The 17322-nt window shown below is 63.2% G+C and carries 14 protein-coding genes; 6 read left to right on the top strand and 8 right to left on the bottom strand.

The window, feature by feature from the left end; genetic code table 11:
• Window positions 1-178 precede the first annotated feature (178 nt).
• The gene (locus CEY11_RS03605; protein ID WP_088601974.1) at window positions 179-2281 is read left to right on the top strand and encodes a hypothetical protein; all 2103 of its coding nucleotides are present in this window, start codon (window positions 179-181) and stop codon (window positions 2279-2281) included.
• Between the two features lie 351 nt (window positions 2282-2632).
• On the opposite strand, the gene CEY11_RS03610 is transcribed toward CEY11_RS03605, so the two are convergent.
• Both CEY11_RS03610 and CEY11_RS03615 read right to left on the bottom strand, forming a co-directional pair.
• Entirely contained in the window at window positions 2633-3796 is a 1164-nt protein-coding gene (locus CEY11_RS03610; protein ID WP_088601975.1) for an ankyrin repeat domain-containing protein, read from the bottom strand.
• Window positions 3797-3964: 168 nt separating this feature from the next.
• Window positions 3965-4327, bottom strand: coding sequence for a hypothetical protein (locus CEY11_RS03615; protein ID WP_088601976.1), 363 nt, complete (start codon window positions 4325-4327; stop codon window positions 3965-3967).
• Window positions 4328-4565: 238 nt separating this feature from the next.
• Here CEY11_RS03615 and CEY11_RS03620 point away from each other — a divergent pair, with 238 nt between their 5' ends.
• The 5 genes from CEY11_RS03620 (at window position 4566) to CEY11_RS03640 (ending at window position 9235) form a co-directional block, all read left to right on the top strand.
• Window positions 4566-5348: an IclR family transcriptional regulator gene (locus tag CEY11_RS03620; RefSeq protein ID WP_158215174.1), complete on the top strand. Its 783-nt coding sequence runs from the start codon at window positions 4566-4568 to the stop codon at window positions 5346-5348.
• 169 nt (window positions 5349-5517) lie between these two features.
• Window positions 5518-6480 (top strand): Bug family tripartite tricarboxylate transporter substrate binding protein, encoded by a 963-nt coding sequence (locus CEY11_RS03625; protein WP_088601978.1) that lies wholly within the window; start codon window positions 5518-5520, stop codon window positions 6478-6480.
• A 54-nt stretch (window positions 6481-6534) separates the two neighbouring features.
• On the top strand, window positions 6535-7521 hold the full coding sequence (locus CEY11_RS03630) for a fumarylacetoacetate hydrolase family protein (RefSeq protein ID WP_088601979.1): 987 nt from the start codon (window positions 6535-6537) through the stop codon (window positions 7519-7521).
• 47 nt (window positions 7522-7568) lie between these two features.
• Complete coding sequence (locus tag CEY11_RS03635; protein WP_088601980.1) at window positions 7569-8123, top strand: VOC family protein; 555 nt, start codon at window positions 7569-7571, stop codon at window positions 8121-8123.
• A 191-nt stretch (window positions 8124-8314) separates the two neighbouring features.
• The gene (locus CEY11_RS03640) at window positions 8315-9235 is read left to right on the top strand and encodes a LysR substrate-binding domain-containing protein (protein ID WP_088602043.1); all 921 of its coding nucleotides are present in this window, start codon (window positions 8315-8317) and stop codon (window positions 9233-9235) included.
• 24 nt (window positions 9236-9259) lie between these two features.
• On the opposite strand, the gene CEY11_RS03645 is transcribed toward CEY11_RS03640, so the two are convergent.
• From CEY11_RS03645 to CEY11_RS03670, 6 genes are all read right to left on the bottom strand, one after another.
• Window positions 9260-10423, bottom strand: coding sequence for an acyl-CoA dehydrogenase family protein (locus CEY11_RS03645; protein ID WP_088601981.1), 1164 nt, complete (start codon window positions 10421-10423; stop codon window positions 9260-9262).
• A 245-nt stretch (window positions 10424-10668) separates the two neighbouring features.
• Window positions 10669-11613, bottom strand: a complete 945-nt coding sequence (locus CEY11_RS03650; protein ID WP_088601982.1) for a LysR family transcriptional regulator — start codon at window positions 11611-11613, stop codon at window positions 10669-10671.
• A 198-nt stretch (window positions 11614-11811) separates the two neighbouring features.
• Complete coding sequence (locus tag CEY11_RS03655; RefSeq protein ID WP_088601983.1) at window positions 11812-12165, bottom strand: RidA family protein; 354 nt, start codon at window positions 12163-12165, stop codon at window positions 11812-11814.
• Window positions 12158-13756: a hydantoinase B/oxoprolinase family protein gene (locus CEY11_RS03660; RefSeq protein ID WP_088601984.1), complete on the bottom strand. Its 1599-nt coding sequence runs from the start codon at window positions 13754-13756 to the stop codon at window positions 12158-12160. The genes CEY11_RS03655 and CEY11_RS03660 overlap by 8 nt, the downstream gene beginning before the upstream one ends.
• Entirely contained in the window at window positions 13757-15871 is a 2115-nt protein-coding gene (locus tag CEY11_RS03665; RefSeq protein WP_088601985.1) for a hydantoinase/oxoprolinase family protein, read from the bottom strand.
• Window positions 15872-15900: 29 nt separating this feature from the next.
• Entirely contained in the window at window positions 15901-17316 is a 1416-nt protein-coding gene (locus CEY11_RS03670; protein ID WP_088601986.1) for an aldehyde dehydrogenase family protein, read from the bottom strand.
• Between the last annotated feature and the right edge of the window lie 6 nt (window positions 17317-17322).

Genomic DNA, 17322 nt, shown 5'->3' on the forward strand with positions numbered 1-17322 from the left:
GGCTCCGGCGCCGAAACGGCACCGCTTGTGCAGCCTTGTGCGACCGGCCCGTGCCCCGGGCCGGCTTGGCAGGCCCCCAGAGGCATACCACTGCGAGTAAAGTAACGAGGCCCGCAACAGACCACCGCCAGCCATGCCTCGACCTCGATTCAGATCCACGCCTGCCGCAACCGCGCGGATGCCGCAGCGCGTGCAGGCCGACCGTATGACGCCGGGCATGGGCAAGCCAACGTGCGGGGCGCACCTGGCCGCCGCCCTGCTATGCGCCTGGCTTGCGGCCGGCTGCGCGCAGGCGGCCACGACATCGCCTCCCGCGTCATCCCCCGCCGCGGAACCCAGGAGCGAGCCGCCTGCCCCGCCCGAAGCCTCGCATCCGGGCCCGGCCGAGGCGGCCGAACGCTCTGCGTTCCGACAGGCGCTGCGGCATGCCGCCGATGCCGCGAGAGCCGGAAAATTCGACCTCGCCGCAGCCTCGGTGCAACAAGCCTACGCGGCAGCAGCCAACCCATACGAGCGCATCAGGGCGGGCGACTGGTACGCCTCGATACGCGAGGAACAAGAACGCTACGACCTGGCGCGCCGGGCGCTGCACACCATCCGCCCCCTGATCCGCTGCGCGTATGGCGTGCACGACACGGCCCGCTCGATGGCGCAGGAGGCACGCTTGGCATTTCTACAGCAGCGGCGCAGCGAGGGCTATGCCCTGCTCGCCGAGATTCCCGGCCTGCCGCTTGCCACCGAGTCTGTCACATGGGGCCAGCCGGATCGGGACAACTGGATCATCGACGGCAGCCAGGCACGGTTGCGCGACCGGCTCGCCGGCATGAGCTTTCCCGCCACCGCCGGCGGACTGCTGCGCGTAGACTACGAAACGGCCGACGATCGCTCGGGCCCGTCGACGCTGGTCTACAGGCCGATTGCACTGCAAGGCCAGCTCGAGGCAATGCAAGTGCGGCTGCGGATCGGGTCGCGCGACCGGCATGGAACGACGGTCGGGCAAGAGCTTGCACACCAGCTGTCCTACGAGCGCGAGCTATACGGCGACCAAGGGCACGACGCCGAGGCTGACAAGGCGCCGCGGCCCGCGGCCGTTCCCGCCCGTTTCATGCCTGCCGGAAGTGCGCACGCCGCCGGCGCCATACATATCTCCGACGAGCACGGCAAGGACGAAATACATGGTGTCTGGATCGCCCGCAAAGGCGTATGGCAGATCGTCGTCCGGGCCAGTTGGGCGCCATCGCGCCAGGCCGCCGCCGGCAAGGCGCTGCAAGCGCTGTTCGCGGACATCGGCTGGCAGGCCGACAAGGCGTTTTATCGCGGGCTGTCGCCCCAGGCCCAGGCGCTGGATCGCGAATTCGACACGGCGCTGGCCCAGCGCCAATGGGCCCGGGCATCCGCCCTGGCCGTACGCACTCTGCCCAGTGCCGTCTTTCCCGCTCGCCAGGCACGCCTGTATACGGCCATGGGCGTAGCGGCTGCGCGCGACGGCCATGTCGCGCAGGCCATGCCGCTGCTGCGCAAGGCATTCGCCAAGTGGCGCTACAGCAAGCTCGGGCACGACTCGGAACGGCTCTTCGACACGCTGCTGCTGCAGGCGGCCGATGCCGCCTTTCGCGCCGGCGACACGCAGCAGGCCGTGACGTGGCTGAACGCCCACACCCGCGACGAACTCGACCCCGATTGGAAGCTGGATGCAGGCAGCGGCGCGGTGACTTACCTGCCCATGAGCCTGAGCCTGCCGGCGCGGCTCGGCGGCTTCCTGCTGGTAGGCCACGACCGCAACCTGGCCCGCTACCTGCGTGTCGACTCCCATCAGGCCATAGGCGTGACGCTCATGCGGCAGGCGCCGGGCAGCAGCCCCAAAGACACGGAAGACTTGCTGCACGGCTGGATGGCGCACGATCTGCGGCTGCAGGTCGGGCAGTTGTCGCAACACCCCTACCCGCAAGCCACCCACGGCGCCGCACACGGCCTGCTGCTGCAATACGCGGTGACGCGGCCGGCCGCAAGCCAGGCGGGCGTGCTCGACATCGGGCCCGGCAGCCCGCCGCCGACGGGGCCAAGGCAAATGACGTTCTGGCTCTCGCGCATCGGCGACAAGCAAGTCGTGCTGCGCACCGAAACCGCCCCGCAGGACACGGCGGCGCTTGCCGCCGCCAGCGCAGCCGCCGCGGCCTTTCCCTGGCCGGCCTCGGCCGACGCGTTGCAACCGGCCGCCCACGGCCCGCACGAGCTGGCCTGCAGCGCGGCGGCCATGGCCGCGACGCCTGGATTGCCGTGAGCGGCGCCCGAACCCACGGCTACGAACCGCTGTAGGTCACGAACCGCTTTAGCGCGTTTTTGGTTCAGATGTTTACACCCGCCGCGCCTTTAAAGGCGCGGCATCAGGTGTGCCGTGAAAATTCGGTAAACATTTGCACCGAAGTTGCTCTAGCTTTAGTCTACGAGACGTTTTAGGCCACGAACCGCTTCAGCTTTAGTCCACCAGATGTTTTATTAGGCTGCGAACCGCTACGGCCGCAAACAGTCATGGCCACGAACCGCTACGATCGCAAGCCGTCTTGGCAAACCGTCTTGGTAAACCGTCTTGGCAAGCTGCCTTGAATACAAGCCGCCATGAATACGGGCCGCATCAGGGCATTACGCAGCCCGAGCCATCGGGCGGCGGATAGCGGGGCTCCTCCGGCTGCGCCAGCAGCTTCTGTAGCTGCGTCTTTTCCTGCGCCGACAGCAGGCCGGTCTGCGCCCCCGCGTCCAGCAGCAGCCTGGCGCTGCGCTGCTCATGTGACCCGACGGCCTCTTCCAGGGGGGTCTTGCCGCGGGAATCACGCGCATCGATGTAGGCGCCGTGCTGCACCAGCATGGAAAGGAACGGGGCGATGCGCGGCGAACCCGGTACTTCCGACGCATAGCTCATCAAAGCCTGCACAGGGGCCGTGCCCGGATACGGATCGGGGCCACTGACTATGGCGTCCACGGGCATGTGCTGGGTCTCGATCAGCCACTGGCCTACAGTCAGCGCAGCGCCGCGGGCCGCCGCCACCAGCAGGGTATCGTTTTGCGGCAGCACCGGCCCGCGTATGGACAGCGGCACGCCCTTGGCCGACAACACCTGCACCAGGTCGAGATGATCGAGCCGCGCCGCCAGCCATAGCGCCGCGCGGCGCGCGCCTTGGTCGCTGGCGGGGAACAATATGTCGACCATGGCCAGGTCATGGCGTGCCACGGCAACACCGAGCGCATTCAGGCCGGGCAGGAAGCCGCCCTCGCAGGTGCGCAGATCCATGGATTCCCGACCCAACTGGCTCGACACCACGGCATGCTGGCCGACCAATGTACTGGCCACGACTTGTGCGCCCGCATCGGCGGCATCCAGCAACTGCGCATTCACCAGGTACTGCGCCGCACAGCGCGCGCCGCAATCGTGCTGGGCGGCCAACAGGCGCTGCGCATCGTCGGCGCGGATGGCGCGATAGACGGCCGCGCGTTGATCTGCGGCCCGGCTGTCCTGCCAGTTGCCGTATAGCTGCATGCCGGCCAGCACCAGCGTGGCCGCGGCCGGCACGGCCTGTACCACGACCACCCACCTCAGCCAGCGCGGCGCCCCGTACAAGCGCCAATACAGCAGGTTCAGGGCCAGCACCAGCAAGTTGCCGGCGGCCAGCACCAGCCAGCCCAGCGCCGCAGCCAGGCCGGGGAACATGCCGCCGTGGCTTTCCGACAGCAGCAGCGCGCCGCCCAGGGCAAGCGCGGCCAAGGCGACAAGAGCGATCAGGGCGCCAAGAACGGCTTTCATATTGCTGCGGCGCCCTCAGGGGCCGGACGGCACGGAAAATGCAACATGCACCGACAATACCATAGCCCGGCAGAGGCGGCGCAAGACGGCGCCACAAGACGCCGTATGGCCGTACGCATGGCCGCACGTACGGCTTAGGGCCTGTTCTGCTTTTAGCGTGAACCGGCCCTAGCGCGCCCTGCAGCCCGGCGCATACCAGCTGTGATTCTGCACGTCCAGGCGCGCGCCCGGCGTCGTGGCGCTGCATACGGGGTATCTCTTGTCGCCGCTGCGGCGCAGGCTCATCGTACGTATGTATTCGTTTTGCATCTGCTGGTTGCGCTGCGCCTCTTGGTTGCGCTGGGCTGCGTCCTGGCGGCGTTGCGCGGTCTGCATCATGCAGTTGGCAAAGCTTTCCGAGCCTGGCTGGAAGCCATAGCCCATGCAGGTCTGCTGATCCGCGGCACGGCGTTGTTCAGGGGTGAGGCCGGCAGCGGCACAACCGGCGAGCAGGCAGCTCAACAGCAAGGTCGAAACGAGCGGAACGCGCATGACGTCTCCAGAATGACAGGATGGGCGCATATCTTGCACTCGCACGGCCAAGTTTGCAAACAACTGTAACCTCGAAAGCTGCAACTTCGGCAACCATAATTACACATCCCCCAAGCCGCGGCTTCCTGCCTTTTGCGGCAAGCATACAGGTTTCCGTACAATGGAATTTTCGGGCTGCGCGATGTGCATCGAGCCGGCGATTCCGAACGCTTACAGACCTAGACCCAGGATGGACGGCATGAATGGCGCGGCTCGCCCGGACGAAACCGGCGTACTGGAACGCAGCATCCAGCTGCTGAAACTGCTGGCGGCCGCGGGCAAGCACGGCATGGCGCTGACCCGGCTATCGGCCGCCACCGGCCTGGCGAACTCCACGGTGCATCGCCTGCTGGGCCAGCTCTGCGCGCAGGGCATGGTGGTGCAGCACGACCCCAGCAAGCGCTATGCCCTGGGCCCTCTGGTCTTCGAACTGGGCCTGGCGGCCTCTTCGTCCTTCGACCCGCGCGATCGCTGCGCGCCGTTCCTGCGCCGGCTCGCCGAAGAGGTCAGGGACACCGTGTACCTGACGATGCGCAGCGGCTCCGATGCGGTGTGCGTGGATCGCCACGAAGGGCCCTCGCCCGTACGCGTATTGACCCTGGACGTGGGCAGCCGCCGGCCGCTGGGCATGGGCGCGGGCGGCCTGGCCATGCTGGCCTACGCCCAGGACTCCGAGCGCGAAGAACTGATCCAGAAGCTGTGCAAGCGCAGGCTCGGGCGGCGCGAGCAATTCGAGGCGGAACTCAGGACGGCGGTGCAGGCTTGCCGGCGCAATGGCTATGCATTTATCCGCAACAGAGTGAACCCGGGGGTTTCGGCGGTCGGCGTGCCGCTGCTGAATTCTCTGGATCAGCCCATCGCCGCCGTCAGCGTGGCGGCAATCGACGCTCGCATGCGCCCGGCGCGCGTCACGGCGCTGGCCGCGCTGCTGCAGCAGCGCGTACGCGTCATCCGCCAGTCCATGCTGGGGCACGGAGCCTGACCGGCACCGGCGGGCCGCAGAAAGGCCCGGCAGGGACAAGCCTCGCAGGCATACGCGGGGCAGGCTCAGAGCCCGCAGATCAATTCCGTTCAACGGAAATCCAGGCTTGCCGCCGCCCCCTCCTTTCTATAGTGCACTTCTCAGGCACCTATTTCAGGAGGGAATAAAAATGGCAAACCTATTCAAGCGCACGGCAACGGCGCTGCTGTTCGCATCCGTATCGATGGCCGCCGCGGCGGCCTACCCCGACCACCCCATCAACCTGATGCACGGCTTCGGCGCCGGCGGCAACGCCGACTCGGTGGCGCGCGTCATCGCCGACGCCATGGGTAAACGGCTGGGCCAGACGGTGGTGGTCGAGCCGCGCACCGGCGCGGGCGGCACGATCGCCTCGGCTTACGTCGCCAAGGCCAAGCCCGACGGCTACACACTGATCATGCTCACCGGCGGGCATACGGCTTCCGCGGCAGTGCGCAAAGAGGTTCCCTACGACCCGGTAGGCAGTTTTTCGATGGTCTCCACGGTCTCGCGCTTTCCCTTCGTCATCTCCGTAAAGGCCGACAATCCGGCCAAAGATCTGAAGCAGCTGCTGGATCAGGCGCGCGCGCATCCCGGCACCGTGACGTATACCTCCGTGGGCGTCGGCTCGACGCAGCACCTGACCGGGGAACTGCTGGCCGCCAAGGCCGGCGTGTCCATGGTGCACGTGCCCTATCGCGGCGGCGGCGCCCCCGTGCAGGCGGTATTGTCCGGCGACGTGAACGTGATGGTCGACACGCCGACGGTTACCGCCCCGCAACTGAAATCGGGCAAGCTGCGCGCCCTGGGCGTAACCAGCCCGCAGCCCTGGCCGCTGCTGCCGGGCGTTCCGACCGTCGGTTCGGTGATCCCGGGCTTTACGGTGATGTCCTGGCTGGGCATCGCCGGGCCCGCCGATATGCCGAAAGACGTGGTCGACACCCTGAACCGCACCCTTAAAGACGTGCTGGCAGACCAAGCCGTGCAAAAGCGGCTGCACGCCATGGGCAGCGAGGCCTGGTACGGCACCCCCACAGAGATGCGCGACATGATCGCCACCACGACCGAGCAATGGAAACAGGTCGTGAAAGCCGCCAAGATCCCCTTGCAATAAGGCCCGCGCGGCAGGTTTTCCCACTATCCGATTTTCGTACATGAAGAGGCATCAATGAAGTTGGCATCCTTGCGCCGCGATCGCGACGGCGCCCTAATAGTCGTCAGCCGCGACCTGGCAAGCGCGGTCAGCGCGGCCGGTATCGCCCCCACCCTGCAGTCAGCGCTGGATCGCTGGCCGCAGGTGGAAGGCGCCCTGCAGGCGCTATATGAAAAACTCAATGCGGGCCAGGCGCAGGATGCCTTCGCGCTGCGGCTGGAAGATCTGGACGCCCCGCTGCCGCGCGCCTATCAGTTTCTGGACGGAGCGGCCTACCCCAGCCACATCACCCGCAACCGCAAGGCCCGCGGCGAGACCTTGCCGGCCGACTTCTACGAGAAGCCCCTGGTCTACCAGGGGATCTCGCACGGCTTCATGGCCTGGAACGAAACGGTACGGCTGCCCTCGGATGATCTGGGCATCGATTTCGAGGCAGAAATCTGCGCCATCACGGACGACGTCCCCATGGGGGTTTCGGCCGAAGACGCCCCTGCCCACATCAAGCTTTTCGTGCTGGTCAACGATATTTCCCTGCGCAAGCTGATTCCGCCCGAACTCAAGCGCACCTTCGGCTTCCTGACCGGCAAGCCGGCTTCCAGCATGGGCCCGGTGGCCGTCACCCCCGACGAACTCGGCGGCCTGTGGGACGGCAAGCTGGTGTCCGGCACCATGAACTGCTGGGTGCGGGGCGAACGCGTGGGCACCATCGAAACCGGCAAGGACACACCGTTCCACTACGGGCATCTTATTGCCCACGTGGCGCAAACGCGCAATTTCGAGCCCGGCACGCTGGTCGGCCTGGGCACTGTGTCCAATGACGACGAAAGCGCCGGCTGCGGCTGCATCGGCGAGATCCGCGCCCTGGAGGTGCTGCGCGACGGCGCGGCCAAGACCCCTTTGTTCGCCTTCGGCGACGAAGTGCGCATCGAGCACCTGGATCGCAACAGCAACTCGGTATTCGGCCGCATCCAGCAGACCTTCGCGCCCTTGGACGCCGCGTGACACATCGCCAGGCGCGACCGGCAACCCACGCACACAGGAGATAAACCATGCTTTGCAAAAGCCTGCACCACGCGGCGTTCCGCTGCAAAGACGCGCGGCAGACCGTTGATTTCTACACCCAGGCGCTGGGGCTGAAATTCATCCACGCCATGGGTGAAGACCACGTACCGTCCACCGGCGCATACAGCCCGCACATTCACGTATTCCTGGAAATGGAAGACGGCAGCTGCATTGCGTTCTTCGAACTGCCCCACGACAAAGGAGAGCCTTCGGGGCGCGATGCCGAAACCCCGGGCTGGGCCCAGCACTTCGCCTTCCGCGTCAAGGACGAAGCCACGCTGCTGCAGGCCAAAGAGAAACTCCAGGCCCGCGGCATCGAGGTGCTGGGCCCCGTCAACCATGACGACTTCCTGCTTTCCATCTACTTCCACGATCCTTCGGGCCACCGCCTCGAGCTGGGGGTGAACATCTCCACCCCCGAGCGCGACGCCCTGTTTCGCAACGAGGCCGAATCGGTGCTGGCGCTGTGGGATCAGACCCACGACTGGTCGCGGCGCGCCGAGCTATACGGCGCGGCCAGCGGCTACCAGCGCGCCGATTGAAGCGGGGCCGCGCTCAACAAGAAAACAGGGCGCGAAGCCGGAGAACAAGGCAAAAAGCACGGCAAGGCGAAGCAGCCCTCACCTTGTCGATCGCGTACCCGTGTGAAGCGCAGATAGGCGGGCCGCCGGGGCCCGCCGACATGCCGGATCCCACCCATTACAATAAGAAAGGGACCCCATTCACGATACCCATGCCCAGAAAAATTCCTCCGATGAACCCTTTGCGGGCGTTCTACGTGGTCGCTCGCACCAAGAGCCTGACCAAGGCCGCCCAAGAACTACACGTCGGCCAATCGGCCATCAGCAAGCAGCTGGACGTGCTGGAGAAATATTTCGGCGTGAAGCTGTTCCGGCGCGAACAGCGCGGCATCAGCCTGACAGACATAGGCCAGGAACTCGCGCAACGCATCGTGCCCGCCTTCGACCAAATCGCGGACGCCGCCGCCGGCATTGCCGAACGCAGCGACGGCAACAAGATCCGGGTTCACACCTACACCACTTTTGCCGCCAAATGGCTGATTCCCAGGCTGGAAGATTTCCACACGCAATACCCCCGGCTTTCGGTGCAGATCATCGCCTCGGTCGACGAGATGGACTTCGAGAACGACCGCATAGACTTCAGCATCCAGCTCGGCCGCGGCGCCCGCGCCGGGCTGGAGGTCGATCTATTGTTCGACGACATCATCGAGCCGGTATGCAGCCAGGGCTTTCTACTGCAACACGCGCCCGAAACCGCCTATCCGCAGGCGGTGCTGCGCACGCGCCTGCTGGATTCCCATTACCGCCCCAAGAGCGACTGGCAGGCCTGGGCCCAGGCCTGCCACTACGAAAAAGAAATCGCCGATACGCCGCACATGAACTTCAGCAGCTCGGTGCTGACGTGGCAGGCGGCCATGGACGGCCTGGGCGTCGCCATCGGCCAAATGGCGCTGCTGACTGAAGACATCGAAAAAGGCAAGCTCGTCGCCCCGTTCAAGCAGCCGGTACGCACGGGGCTTTCGTTCCGCCTGCTGCGGCCCAAGGCGCAGCGCGAGGAACGCAAGATCGTGCTGTTCCGCGACTGGATACTGGCGCAGGCCGCGACAACCCGGCCTTACCTGCCGGCCTGCTGAAGCCGTGACCGCGCCCCAGACACGCTATTGGGCCGCAGGCTTGGGCGGGCGCTGCGAGAAAGTCCGGCCGAACACGCCTTCGGCGATGCGGTTCTTGAGCATTTCGATGGAGCCGCCCGCGATCATCCAGCCGCGGGTGCGGCGCACGCAGTATTCCACCAGCGACTCCTGGCTGAAGCCCATGCCGCCCATGACCTGCATGGCCTCGTTGGAAGCCTCCCAGCCGGCAAGATTGCAGGCCAGTTTGGCCATGGCGGTGGATTGCGCGCTGGGCAGGCCATGCTCGCCCTCCAGGGCCGCCCTGTAAAGCAGCATCTGGGCCTGTTCCAGCTTCATCCACATGTCGGCGAACTTCCACTGCAGGCCCTGGAATTCGCACAGCTCGCGGCCGAACTGCTTCCTGACCATGGCGTGCTCGCGCGCCGTATTGAATGCGTAGCGGCCCAGGGCCAGGGCGCGCGAGGCATTGCCCAGGCGCTCGACGTTGAACCCGGAGATCTGCTTCTTGAAACCGCCGGCGCCCAACAACAGATTTTCTTTGGGTACACGGCAGTTGTCGAAATACAGCTGCGACCACTGCTCGCCGTTCATGAAGTTCGACGGCGTACCGACCTGGAAGCCCGGCGCGCCCTTTTCCACGAGTATGGATCCTATGCCCCCCACGCCCGGCCCGAAACGCACGTAGATCAGGAACAGCTCGGCCTCGGGGCTGTGCGTGGAAAACACTTTGCTGCCGTTGATGACGTAGTCATCGCCATCGAGCACCGCCGAGGTCTTTAGGTCGGTGGCCGCGGAACCGGCGTCGGGTTCCGTCATGCCCAGCGAGATCAGTTTCTTGCCCGCCAGCAAATCAGGCAGGAAACGGGCCTTCTGTTCCGCATTGGCATACTCGACAAAGGTGCGGATCGGGCCGAAATTGCCGGCCTGCACGATATCCGCGCTACGCGGGCAAACCAGGGCCACCTGCTGGATGGCCAGCACGGCGTGCATCAAAGAGCCGCCCTGCCCGCCATCCTCTTCGGGAAAGGCGATGCCCAGCAAGCCCTGGCGGGCCATCATCTGCGCATCGGCCCAGGGGTAATGCGGCGAATGGGCACGCGCAAGCGCCCCGGCTGCCAGCTTGTCCTGGGCGAAGCGTGCCACGCTGTCGGCAAATGCCTGGTGTTCTTCGGAAAGAGTAAAGTCCATATAAGCCTCTGCTATACCTTGCAATGCTGCGACGGGCAAAGTCTATCAATCCCGCGCGTGCAGCAGCACACACATTTTCTCTGTCTGATATTCCATAAAAGACTAACAAAGCATTCCGCGGCGACCCTATTGCGCCGCATGCCTTGCATGGCCGCGCAAAGCCGGAAGCTCGGGCTCGCAACGCTGCGGGCTCAAACGCATGGATCAAGCAAACGGGGCGGGAACTACCAGTATCAAAGCGAGCGCTATCGAGCGTCGCGTTGAACCGCTTGCACACCGCCGAAGTTTCCATACTCGGAAATCGAGTCCATCAGCGCGTCCAGCAGCCTTTCCGCGCACAGCGCCGCGGTTCGCAACGGGCGCGTAACCACGCAGACCTCACGGCACATGACGGGTTCGACCAAACGCCGAAACTTGAACACGCTCAAGGGATGGGCGTGAGCGGTGAGCGCCGGCAGCACGGAAATACGATCGTCCATGCCCAGCATGGCATAAAGCGCATTGGTGCTCGATACCGTATCGCCGCTGGAGAAATTCCGCCCGAATATGGTTTCGGCCTCATCCTCCATGAAAGCACCAATGCCCGTATCGCGGCTGAGTTTGATGTGGCGATATTTCTTGAGTGAAGCCCAAGTCAGCGGCCCCGACGTTACCGCCAACGGATGCTCGTTCGGAAAAACCACGCCAAACTCGTCAGTCAGCAGAGGGGTGTAATCCAGTTCTTTGTAGTTGTTCAGGCGGCTGCATATGCCAAAGTCCGCATCGCCATTCAGAACCGTTTTTTCAATTTTGTCCACGCTGCCATCCGTAATCGAGACTGTGACTTCGGGATGGATCTTGCGAAAAGAAGCCAGCGTCGGCCTTAAAAAAAGAATAATCAATGAAGGAAGGGCGGCAATGCGGATATGGCCCTTCTGGCCTTTCGAGATGGCAGACAGATCGGATACCGCGTTATCGAAACCCGCCAACACCCGCTCGGCCACGGGAAGGAAACTTTCTCCGACCGTGGTTAGCGTGACCTTGCGTGTGGTTCGGTCGAACAGTTTGACCCCGACGCATTCCTCAAACTGCTGGATCGTCGCAGTCAGTGCCGATTGCGTTTGAAAAAGCCGGGAGGCCGCCTCGGTAAAAGAACCGCTTTTCGCAATCGCAACAAAAATACGAAAATGGCGCAAAGATATGGGGATCATATGGCCTGGCTGTCCTGCCTACCTCTCATTTATCCAACGGTTACCGGCCTTGGAATCTCCCAAGACCCGACTGGCCGGCTTTCCGGCCTCGGTCATCGATCGAAAACGAGCGCCTACGTGGGCCCATGCCTGATATTTCCGGCATCCGATGCGTGGCCCAAGTAGCGCCCGTGCTGCGCCTGCGAGGCGCCGCTTCTGTCATGCCACGGCGGCTGCGACCGATATTTCCACGAGGCATGCGGGATCGTTCATTTCCACTTTTCCGCAGCTGCGAGTGGGTGTCTGGCCCGGTGTGACCCAGGCATCCCACACCGCATTGAACGATTCGAAGTCATCCATTGTTCTGAGCCAGACGGTCGCGCTCAGGATACGCGATTTGTCTGTTCCCGCCTCTCGCAATAACGAGTCTATTTTATCCAATACCTGCCGTGCTTGTTGCTGAACGTCGTTCGGCCGCTGGGTCGGCACCTGCCCCGACAGATACACGATACCGTTATGAATCAGGGCGCGGCTGCGCCGGGCGCTTTGATCCAGGCGCTTGATTTCATTCATGACCGATTGCTCCCTGTTTTCCATACCCACCGCCTCCGGCGGTTTCCATCAACACCCGATCTCCGCCTGCCAGGATCTTAGGCTCGGTCGGATCCACCGCCACGCCGTTGATCAGCAGCCGCCCCGGAGTGCCCTGGCCGCCGCCCGCGAGCCCTTGCGGCGACGATTTCATTTGCGTCATCAGGAACGAGGCGGCCACGCCGTCGGCATCGGGCCGAATTTCGAATTCGAAACTCAGGCCATTGCCACCGACGTGCTGGCCCGCACCGCCGCTGTCCTTGCGTATGCTGCGGCGCAAAACGCGGATCGGCGCAAGCGTCTCCATCATTTCCACCGGAGTATTGCCAAGATTTCCGGGAAAGCTCAGCACCGAATAGCCGTCACGGCGCGCATTGGCTCCCTGGCCAGCGTTCAAAAAATTCACCACGCCAAAGCGCTTGCCTCGATATTCACCGGACATGGTGACTGACGAGTTCGGCGATCCCGAGGCCCAGACCTTGCCGGGCAGAACGCCGGCCAGCGCCTTGAACACGGCGGCGGGCAACAAGTGGCCGATCGCGCTTCTTCCGCCCGACGCCGCCGGGTAGGTGGGATTCAGCAGCGAGCCCATCGGCGCTGTAGTGGAAATCGGCATAAAGCTGCCCTCATTGTTCGGCACGTCCGGACACAGCAGCGATTTCAAACCGAAGACCGTATAGGCAAAGGTATAAATGGGCACCACGTTGAGGGCGCGCGGCAGTTGCGGACTCGTACCCCGGTAATCAATGTCGATACGGTCACCCTCGACTTTCAGTGAGCACTTGATGAAGATCGGCTCTTCAAATCCGTCATGCTGGACAACCGATACGTACACGCCATCGGGAATCCGGCTGATGGCTTCACGCATCGCCAGCTCCGAGCGCCGGCGCACCTCGGCGCCCAGGGCATTCAGATCAACGGTCTGCAACAGCCCTTCCAGGCGCTCGCCCATTTTCTTGCACGCGGAAACCTGAGCCCAGATGTCGCCCATACCCTGCTCGGGCACACGGATGTTCTGGCTCATCATTTCGATGAGAACTTCGTTTTCTTTGCCCGCTTCCAGCAGTTTCATCATCGGGATCTGCAGGCCCTCCTCGTAGATCTCGCGGCTGCTGTTGCTGCGCAGCCTGCCGCCGATATCCGTAAGATGAGACACCACGGCGGCAAAGGCCACGAGCTTGCCTTCGAAGAACAGCGGCGTCGCGGTCGTCACATCATGAATATGGCCCGACCCCTTCCAAGGGTCGTTCGTGATGTATACGTCGCCCGGCTTCATGGTGTGCGCTGGATATTTGTCCAGAAAATGCCTGACTGTGGCGGGCAGGCATCCGATAAAACCCGGCAGGCTCATCGATGACTGCGCCAGAGAACGTCCTTGCGCGTCGGTCAGGACAATGGCGAAATCATTGCCGTCGCGCACCAATGTGGAAAAGCAGGTTCGCACGAAAGCCGCCGACGCTTCGTCAACGACGCTGATCAGGCGTTTCCACAAAATCTCGAGTTCGATGGGATCAAAATGCGTTTTGCGCTCCGCCGTGGCGACGGAGGCGTTCTTTTCTGCGACGGCAGTCATTTACTCGAACTCCTGGATGGTTACGCTGATCGTCAAGTCGTCCAGCACCCGCACTTCCGACTTGACCGCTACGGCGATGGTGGACTCCCGCTCCTCGAGAATCAGCGGGCCTTGAAGCACGGTGCCTGCCGGCAGCGAATAACGGTCGTACACGGCCGACTTCTGGAACGTACCGCTGACAGGCTGGTAGACGTCCCGCGATTCACTGATTTTGATTTGCGGCTTAATGCGCGCATCGCCCCATTCAAAATGGTGGCCTCTGGTTTCGTTTTTCCCGGTCAAGCGCCACGTCATGACCTGGCTGCGGGCATTAGGCACCAAATGGCCGTAGAGTTTTTCATAGACCCGCTCGAATTCCTGCTGAATCAGCATCTCGGGCTCTTCCTGCTGCAAAACTCCGTAGGGCAGGCCGACCGATACGTTCGCGCCCTGCCCCGCATAGCGCATTTCGATGCCCAGGATCCACTCGACTCGATCCGCCCCGGCCGCTGCCAGCTCTATCTCGCTTTCCGCTTTCAACGCCTGCAGGCGAGCACGCACGTCGTCCCAGTGCACATCGGACAGCAGGCTGGGGCGCGTCCATGCCTTGTCGGCGCGAGCCGGTGCCGCCAACATGCCCAGGCAAGACCCCGCGCCGGCCGCGATGGGAATCAATACACGAGGAATGCGAAGTTTTCTGGCGACGTCGACGGCATGCAGCGGGCCGGCGCCTCCGGTAGCAACCATGGTGAAGTCACGGGGATCGTAGCCATTTTCGGCGATATGGATACGGGCTGCGCTGGCCATATTTTCGTTGACCATATTGCAGATGCCCGCAGCCGTCTCCACCGTTTTCATGCCGAGCTCGCCGGCCAGCCTCGCCATGGCGGTACGCGCCAGCTCCAGGCTCAGCGTCATCTCGCCCCCCAGGAAATTACTTGGATTGAGATAGCCCAGCATGAGATCGGCATCGGTGACGGTCGGATCTGCCCCACCCTGGCCGTAGCAGGCGGGCCCCGGCACAGAGCCCGCCGATTCCGGCCCGATATTGAGCAAGCCCATTTTGTTGCGGTAGGCGATAGAGCCGCCGCCAGCGCCGATTTCGATCAATTCAATGCTGGGAATCAGAATCGGCAGGCCCGAACCGCGCTTGAAACGTTCTACACGGGAACATTCAAAGCTGTGAGCGACGGGAGGCTCGCCGACCGAGACGCATGCCTTGGCAGTCGTACCGCCCATGTCGAAGGCCAGCACATTATCGACACGGTTCTGGCGAGCCGTATTCAGGGCAGACAACACGCCGGCGGCAGGGCCCGACTCCAGTAAGAAGATAGGCGATTCCGCCGCAGCGCTGGCCGATGTGAATCCGCCGCTCGATACCATGATGCGCAACGGAATGTCTGCGCGGATACGCTCGATGCGGTCTTCCAGCGCGCGCAGGTACTCGGCCACGATCGGCTTCACATACGCGTTGGCGACCGCGGTCGACGTACGCTCGAACTCATTGATTTCGCTGGCCAAGCTGGAGGATACCGAAACAGCCACGCCGGGCAGCGCCTGCTGCAGGATGCGCTCGATGTGCTGCTCGTGCTCGGGGTTGACATACGAGTGCAGCAATGAAATCGCGACCGACTCAATACCCAGGCTTCGCAACTGCGTTGCGATTTCCTGTATTTGTTCGGCGCGGATCGGCGTGATGACTTCGCCAGAGGCGGCCAACCGTTCCTCGACCTCGAGGCGGCATGAGGCATCAACCAGCGGTTGGGGCAGAACGATATCGAGATCATAGATGTCGTATCGCCATTCTCTGCCTATGTCCAGCACGTCGGCCATACCTTCTGTCGTGACGAGCGCCGTCTTGGAGCCCTTTCTTTCGATCAGGGTATTGGTGATCAGCGTCGTGCCATGTACGACTTCTCCCAGAGACGGCGCGTGTTCCCCGAGCGATTCCGATACCTGCTTCAATAGATTCAGAACGACGGTCGATACCGCCACACCAGGATCATGAGGCGTGGTTGGTGTTTTCCCGACCCAGATCCGGCCCGCAGGGGCGAGGATCGCCACGCCATCGGTAAAAGTTCCGCCAATATCGGCGGCGATTCTAAGTATTTCCTTGGATACACCGTGACTATTCACTTAGCACTTCCTTTGTTCAATTCCTATTCTTAGTACGAGACGGTAATGAGCCGCTCTTCTGTCATTTCCTGGACAGCAAAGGCGGGGCCTTCTCTACCAAAGCCACTGTCTTTGACGCCGCCAAACGGCATCACGTCCACGCGGGCGCTGGATGCTTCATTAATGTGCACCCCGCCGAAAGCCAAACGCTGCGCAGTGCGTATCGCTTGACTCAGGTCTTTCGTGAATAACCCCGCGGCCAGTCCGTATTGCGTGTCGTTGGCGCTGGCGATGGCTTCATCCAGAGAATCGAACTCGATGATGGAAAGCACCGGTGCGAAGATCTCCTCGCAATACACCTTCATGGTCTTCTGGATGTTGGCGAGAATGGTCGGCTCGATGACGTTTCCAGTGCGCGTTCCCCCCGTCAGGATTTCCGCCCCCTGGGCAACAGCTTGTTCTATCCAGGCATGGGCGCGGTCAGCGGCTCCGGTGGAAATCATCGGCCCGATCACGACCGTGTCGTCCGACGGATCCCCCGCCTTCATCCTGCGTGCGGCGGCGACGATTTTCGGAATGAAAGTAGGCGCCAGGCGACGATCCACGTACAGGCGCTGCACCGAAGTGCAAACCTGCCCCGCCTTTCTGAAACCCGCATTGAGTATCTTGGGAATGGCCAAATCCACATCCGCGTCGTGGCACACGATCGTGCTGGCAATGCTGCCCAGTTCCAGCTGCGTACCGCGCAGCCCTGCCTGCTTTTGGATTTCTTTACCGACACGGGTACTGCCCGTAAAGGCGTAAAAATTGATACGCGGATCTTCCAGCAATTGTTGGCCTATGGTGCCGCCGGGCCCATTGACCAAGGTGACACGAGAAGGCGGCAATCCCGCATCGAGCAAGGATTTGCACAGCTCTACCGCGGCAAGAGGCGTCAGATCCGACGGCTTGATGAGCGCCGCGTTCCCGGCGGCCAGAGCAGGCCCCACCTTATGCGTCAACGTGTTCAAGGGAGAATTGAACGGGGTGATGGCACAGACGACGCCTCGCGGCACGCGTACGGTGTAGCCAAGGCGGTTGGCGGAACCCTTTGCCGCCTGCATAGGGATCAATTTTCCGTTCAGGTGCTTGGCTTCTTCGGCGGAAAGCTGCAGCGTCTGCACGCATCGGGCGACCTCGTTTTCACCATCGGCCTTGGTAAATCCGGCTTCGTCTTTCAATAAATCAACGAATTGCCGCGTGCGGCTCTCGACAATGCGGGAGGTCTCGAGCAGGATGCGGTACATGTCGTAGGGCGAGACGGCGCCGCCAGTAACCGCTCGCACAGCGCCTTCGACGGCGTGGTCGACCTGCTGCGCAGAGGCGATCGCCATTTCTCCGTATATACGATCGTCATACTTGGCGCGCAGTTGCTGCGTGCCGGCATCACCGTCCACCCACAGGCCATCGATCAAAAGTCTGGACATGGTTTT

The organism is Candidimonas nitroreducens (genome assembly GCF_002209565.1).
GTDB lineage: Bacteria > Pseudomonadota > Gammaproteobacteria > Burkholderiales > Burkholderiaceae_B > Candidimonas > Candidimonas nitroreducens.

Bases quoted from the DNA above. Each gene is read 5' to 3' on its own strand.
- CEY11_RS03615 (WP_088601976.1), bottom strand. From the start codon at position 4,327: ATGCGCGTTCCGCTCGTTTCGACCTTGCTGTTGAGCTGCCTGCTCGCC.
- CEY11_RS03645 (WP_088601981.1), bottom strand. From the start codon at position 10,423: ATGGACTTTACTCTTTCCGAAGAACACCAGGCATTTGCCGACAGCGTG.
- CEY11_RS03650 (WP_088601982.1), bottom strand. From the start codon at position 11,613: ATGATCCCCATATCTTTGCGCCATTTTCGTATTTTTGTTGCGATTGCG.
- CEY11_RS03655 (WP_088601983.1), bottom strand. From the start codon at position 12,165: ATGAATGAAATCAAGCGCCTGGATCAAAGCGCCCGGCGCAGCCGCGCC.
- CEY11_RS03640 (WP_088602043.1), top strand. From the start codon at position 8,315: ATGCCCAGAAAAATTCCTCCGATGAACCCTTTGCGGGCGTTCTACGTG.
- CEY11_RS03605 (WP_088601974.1), top strand. From the start codon at position 179: ATGCCGCAGCGCGTGCAGGCCGACCGTATGACGCCGGGCATGGGCAAG.
- CEY11_RS03610 (WP_088601975.1), bottom strand. From the start codon at position 3,796: ATGAAAGCCGTTCTTGGCGCCCTGATCGCTCTTGTCGCCTTGGCCGCG.
- CEY11_RS03630 (WP_088601979.1), top strand. From the start codon at position 6,535: ATGAAGTTGGCATCCTTGCGCCGCGATCGCGACGGCGCCCTAATAGTC.
- CEY11_RS03620 (WP_158215174.1), top strand. From the start codon at position 4,566: ATGAATGGCGCGGCTCGCCCGGACGAAACCGGCGTACTGGAACGCAGC.
- CEY11_RS03660 (WP_088601984.1), bottom strand. From the start codon at position 13,756: ATGACTGCCGTCGCAGAAAAGAACGCCTCCGTCGCCACGGCGGAGCGC.
- CEY11_RS03635 (WP_088601980.1), top strand. From the start codon at position 7,569: ATGCTTTGCAAAAGCCTGCACCACGCGGCGTTCCGCTGCAAAGACGCG.
- CEY11_RS03670 (WP_088601986.1), bottom strand. From the start codon at position 17,316: ATGTCCAGACTTTTGATCGATGGCCTGTGGGTGGACGGTGATGCCGGC.
- CEY11_RS03625 (WP_088601978.1), top strand. From the start codon at position 5,518: ATGGCAAACCTATTCAAGCGCACGGCAACGGCGCTGCTGTTCGCATCC.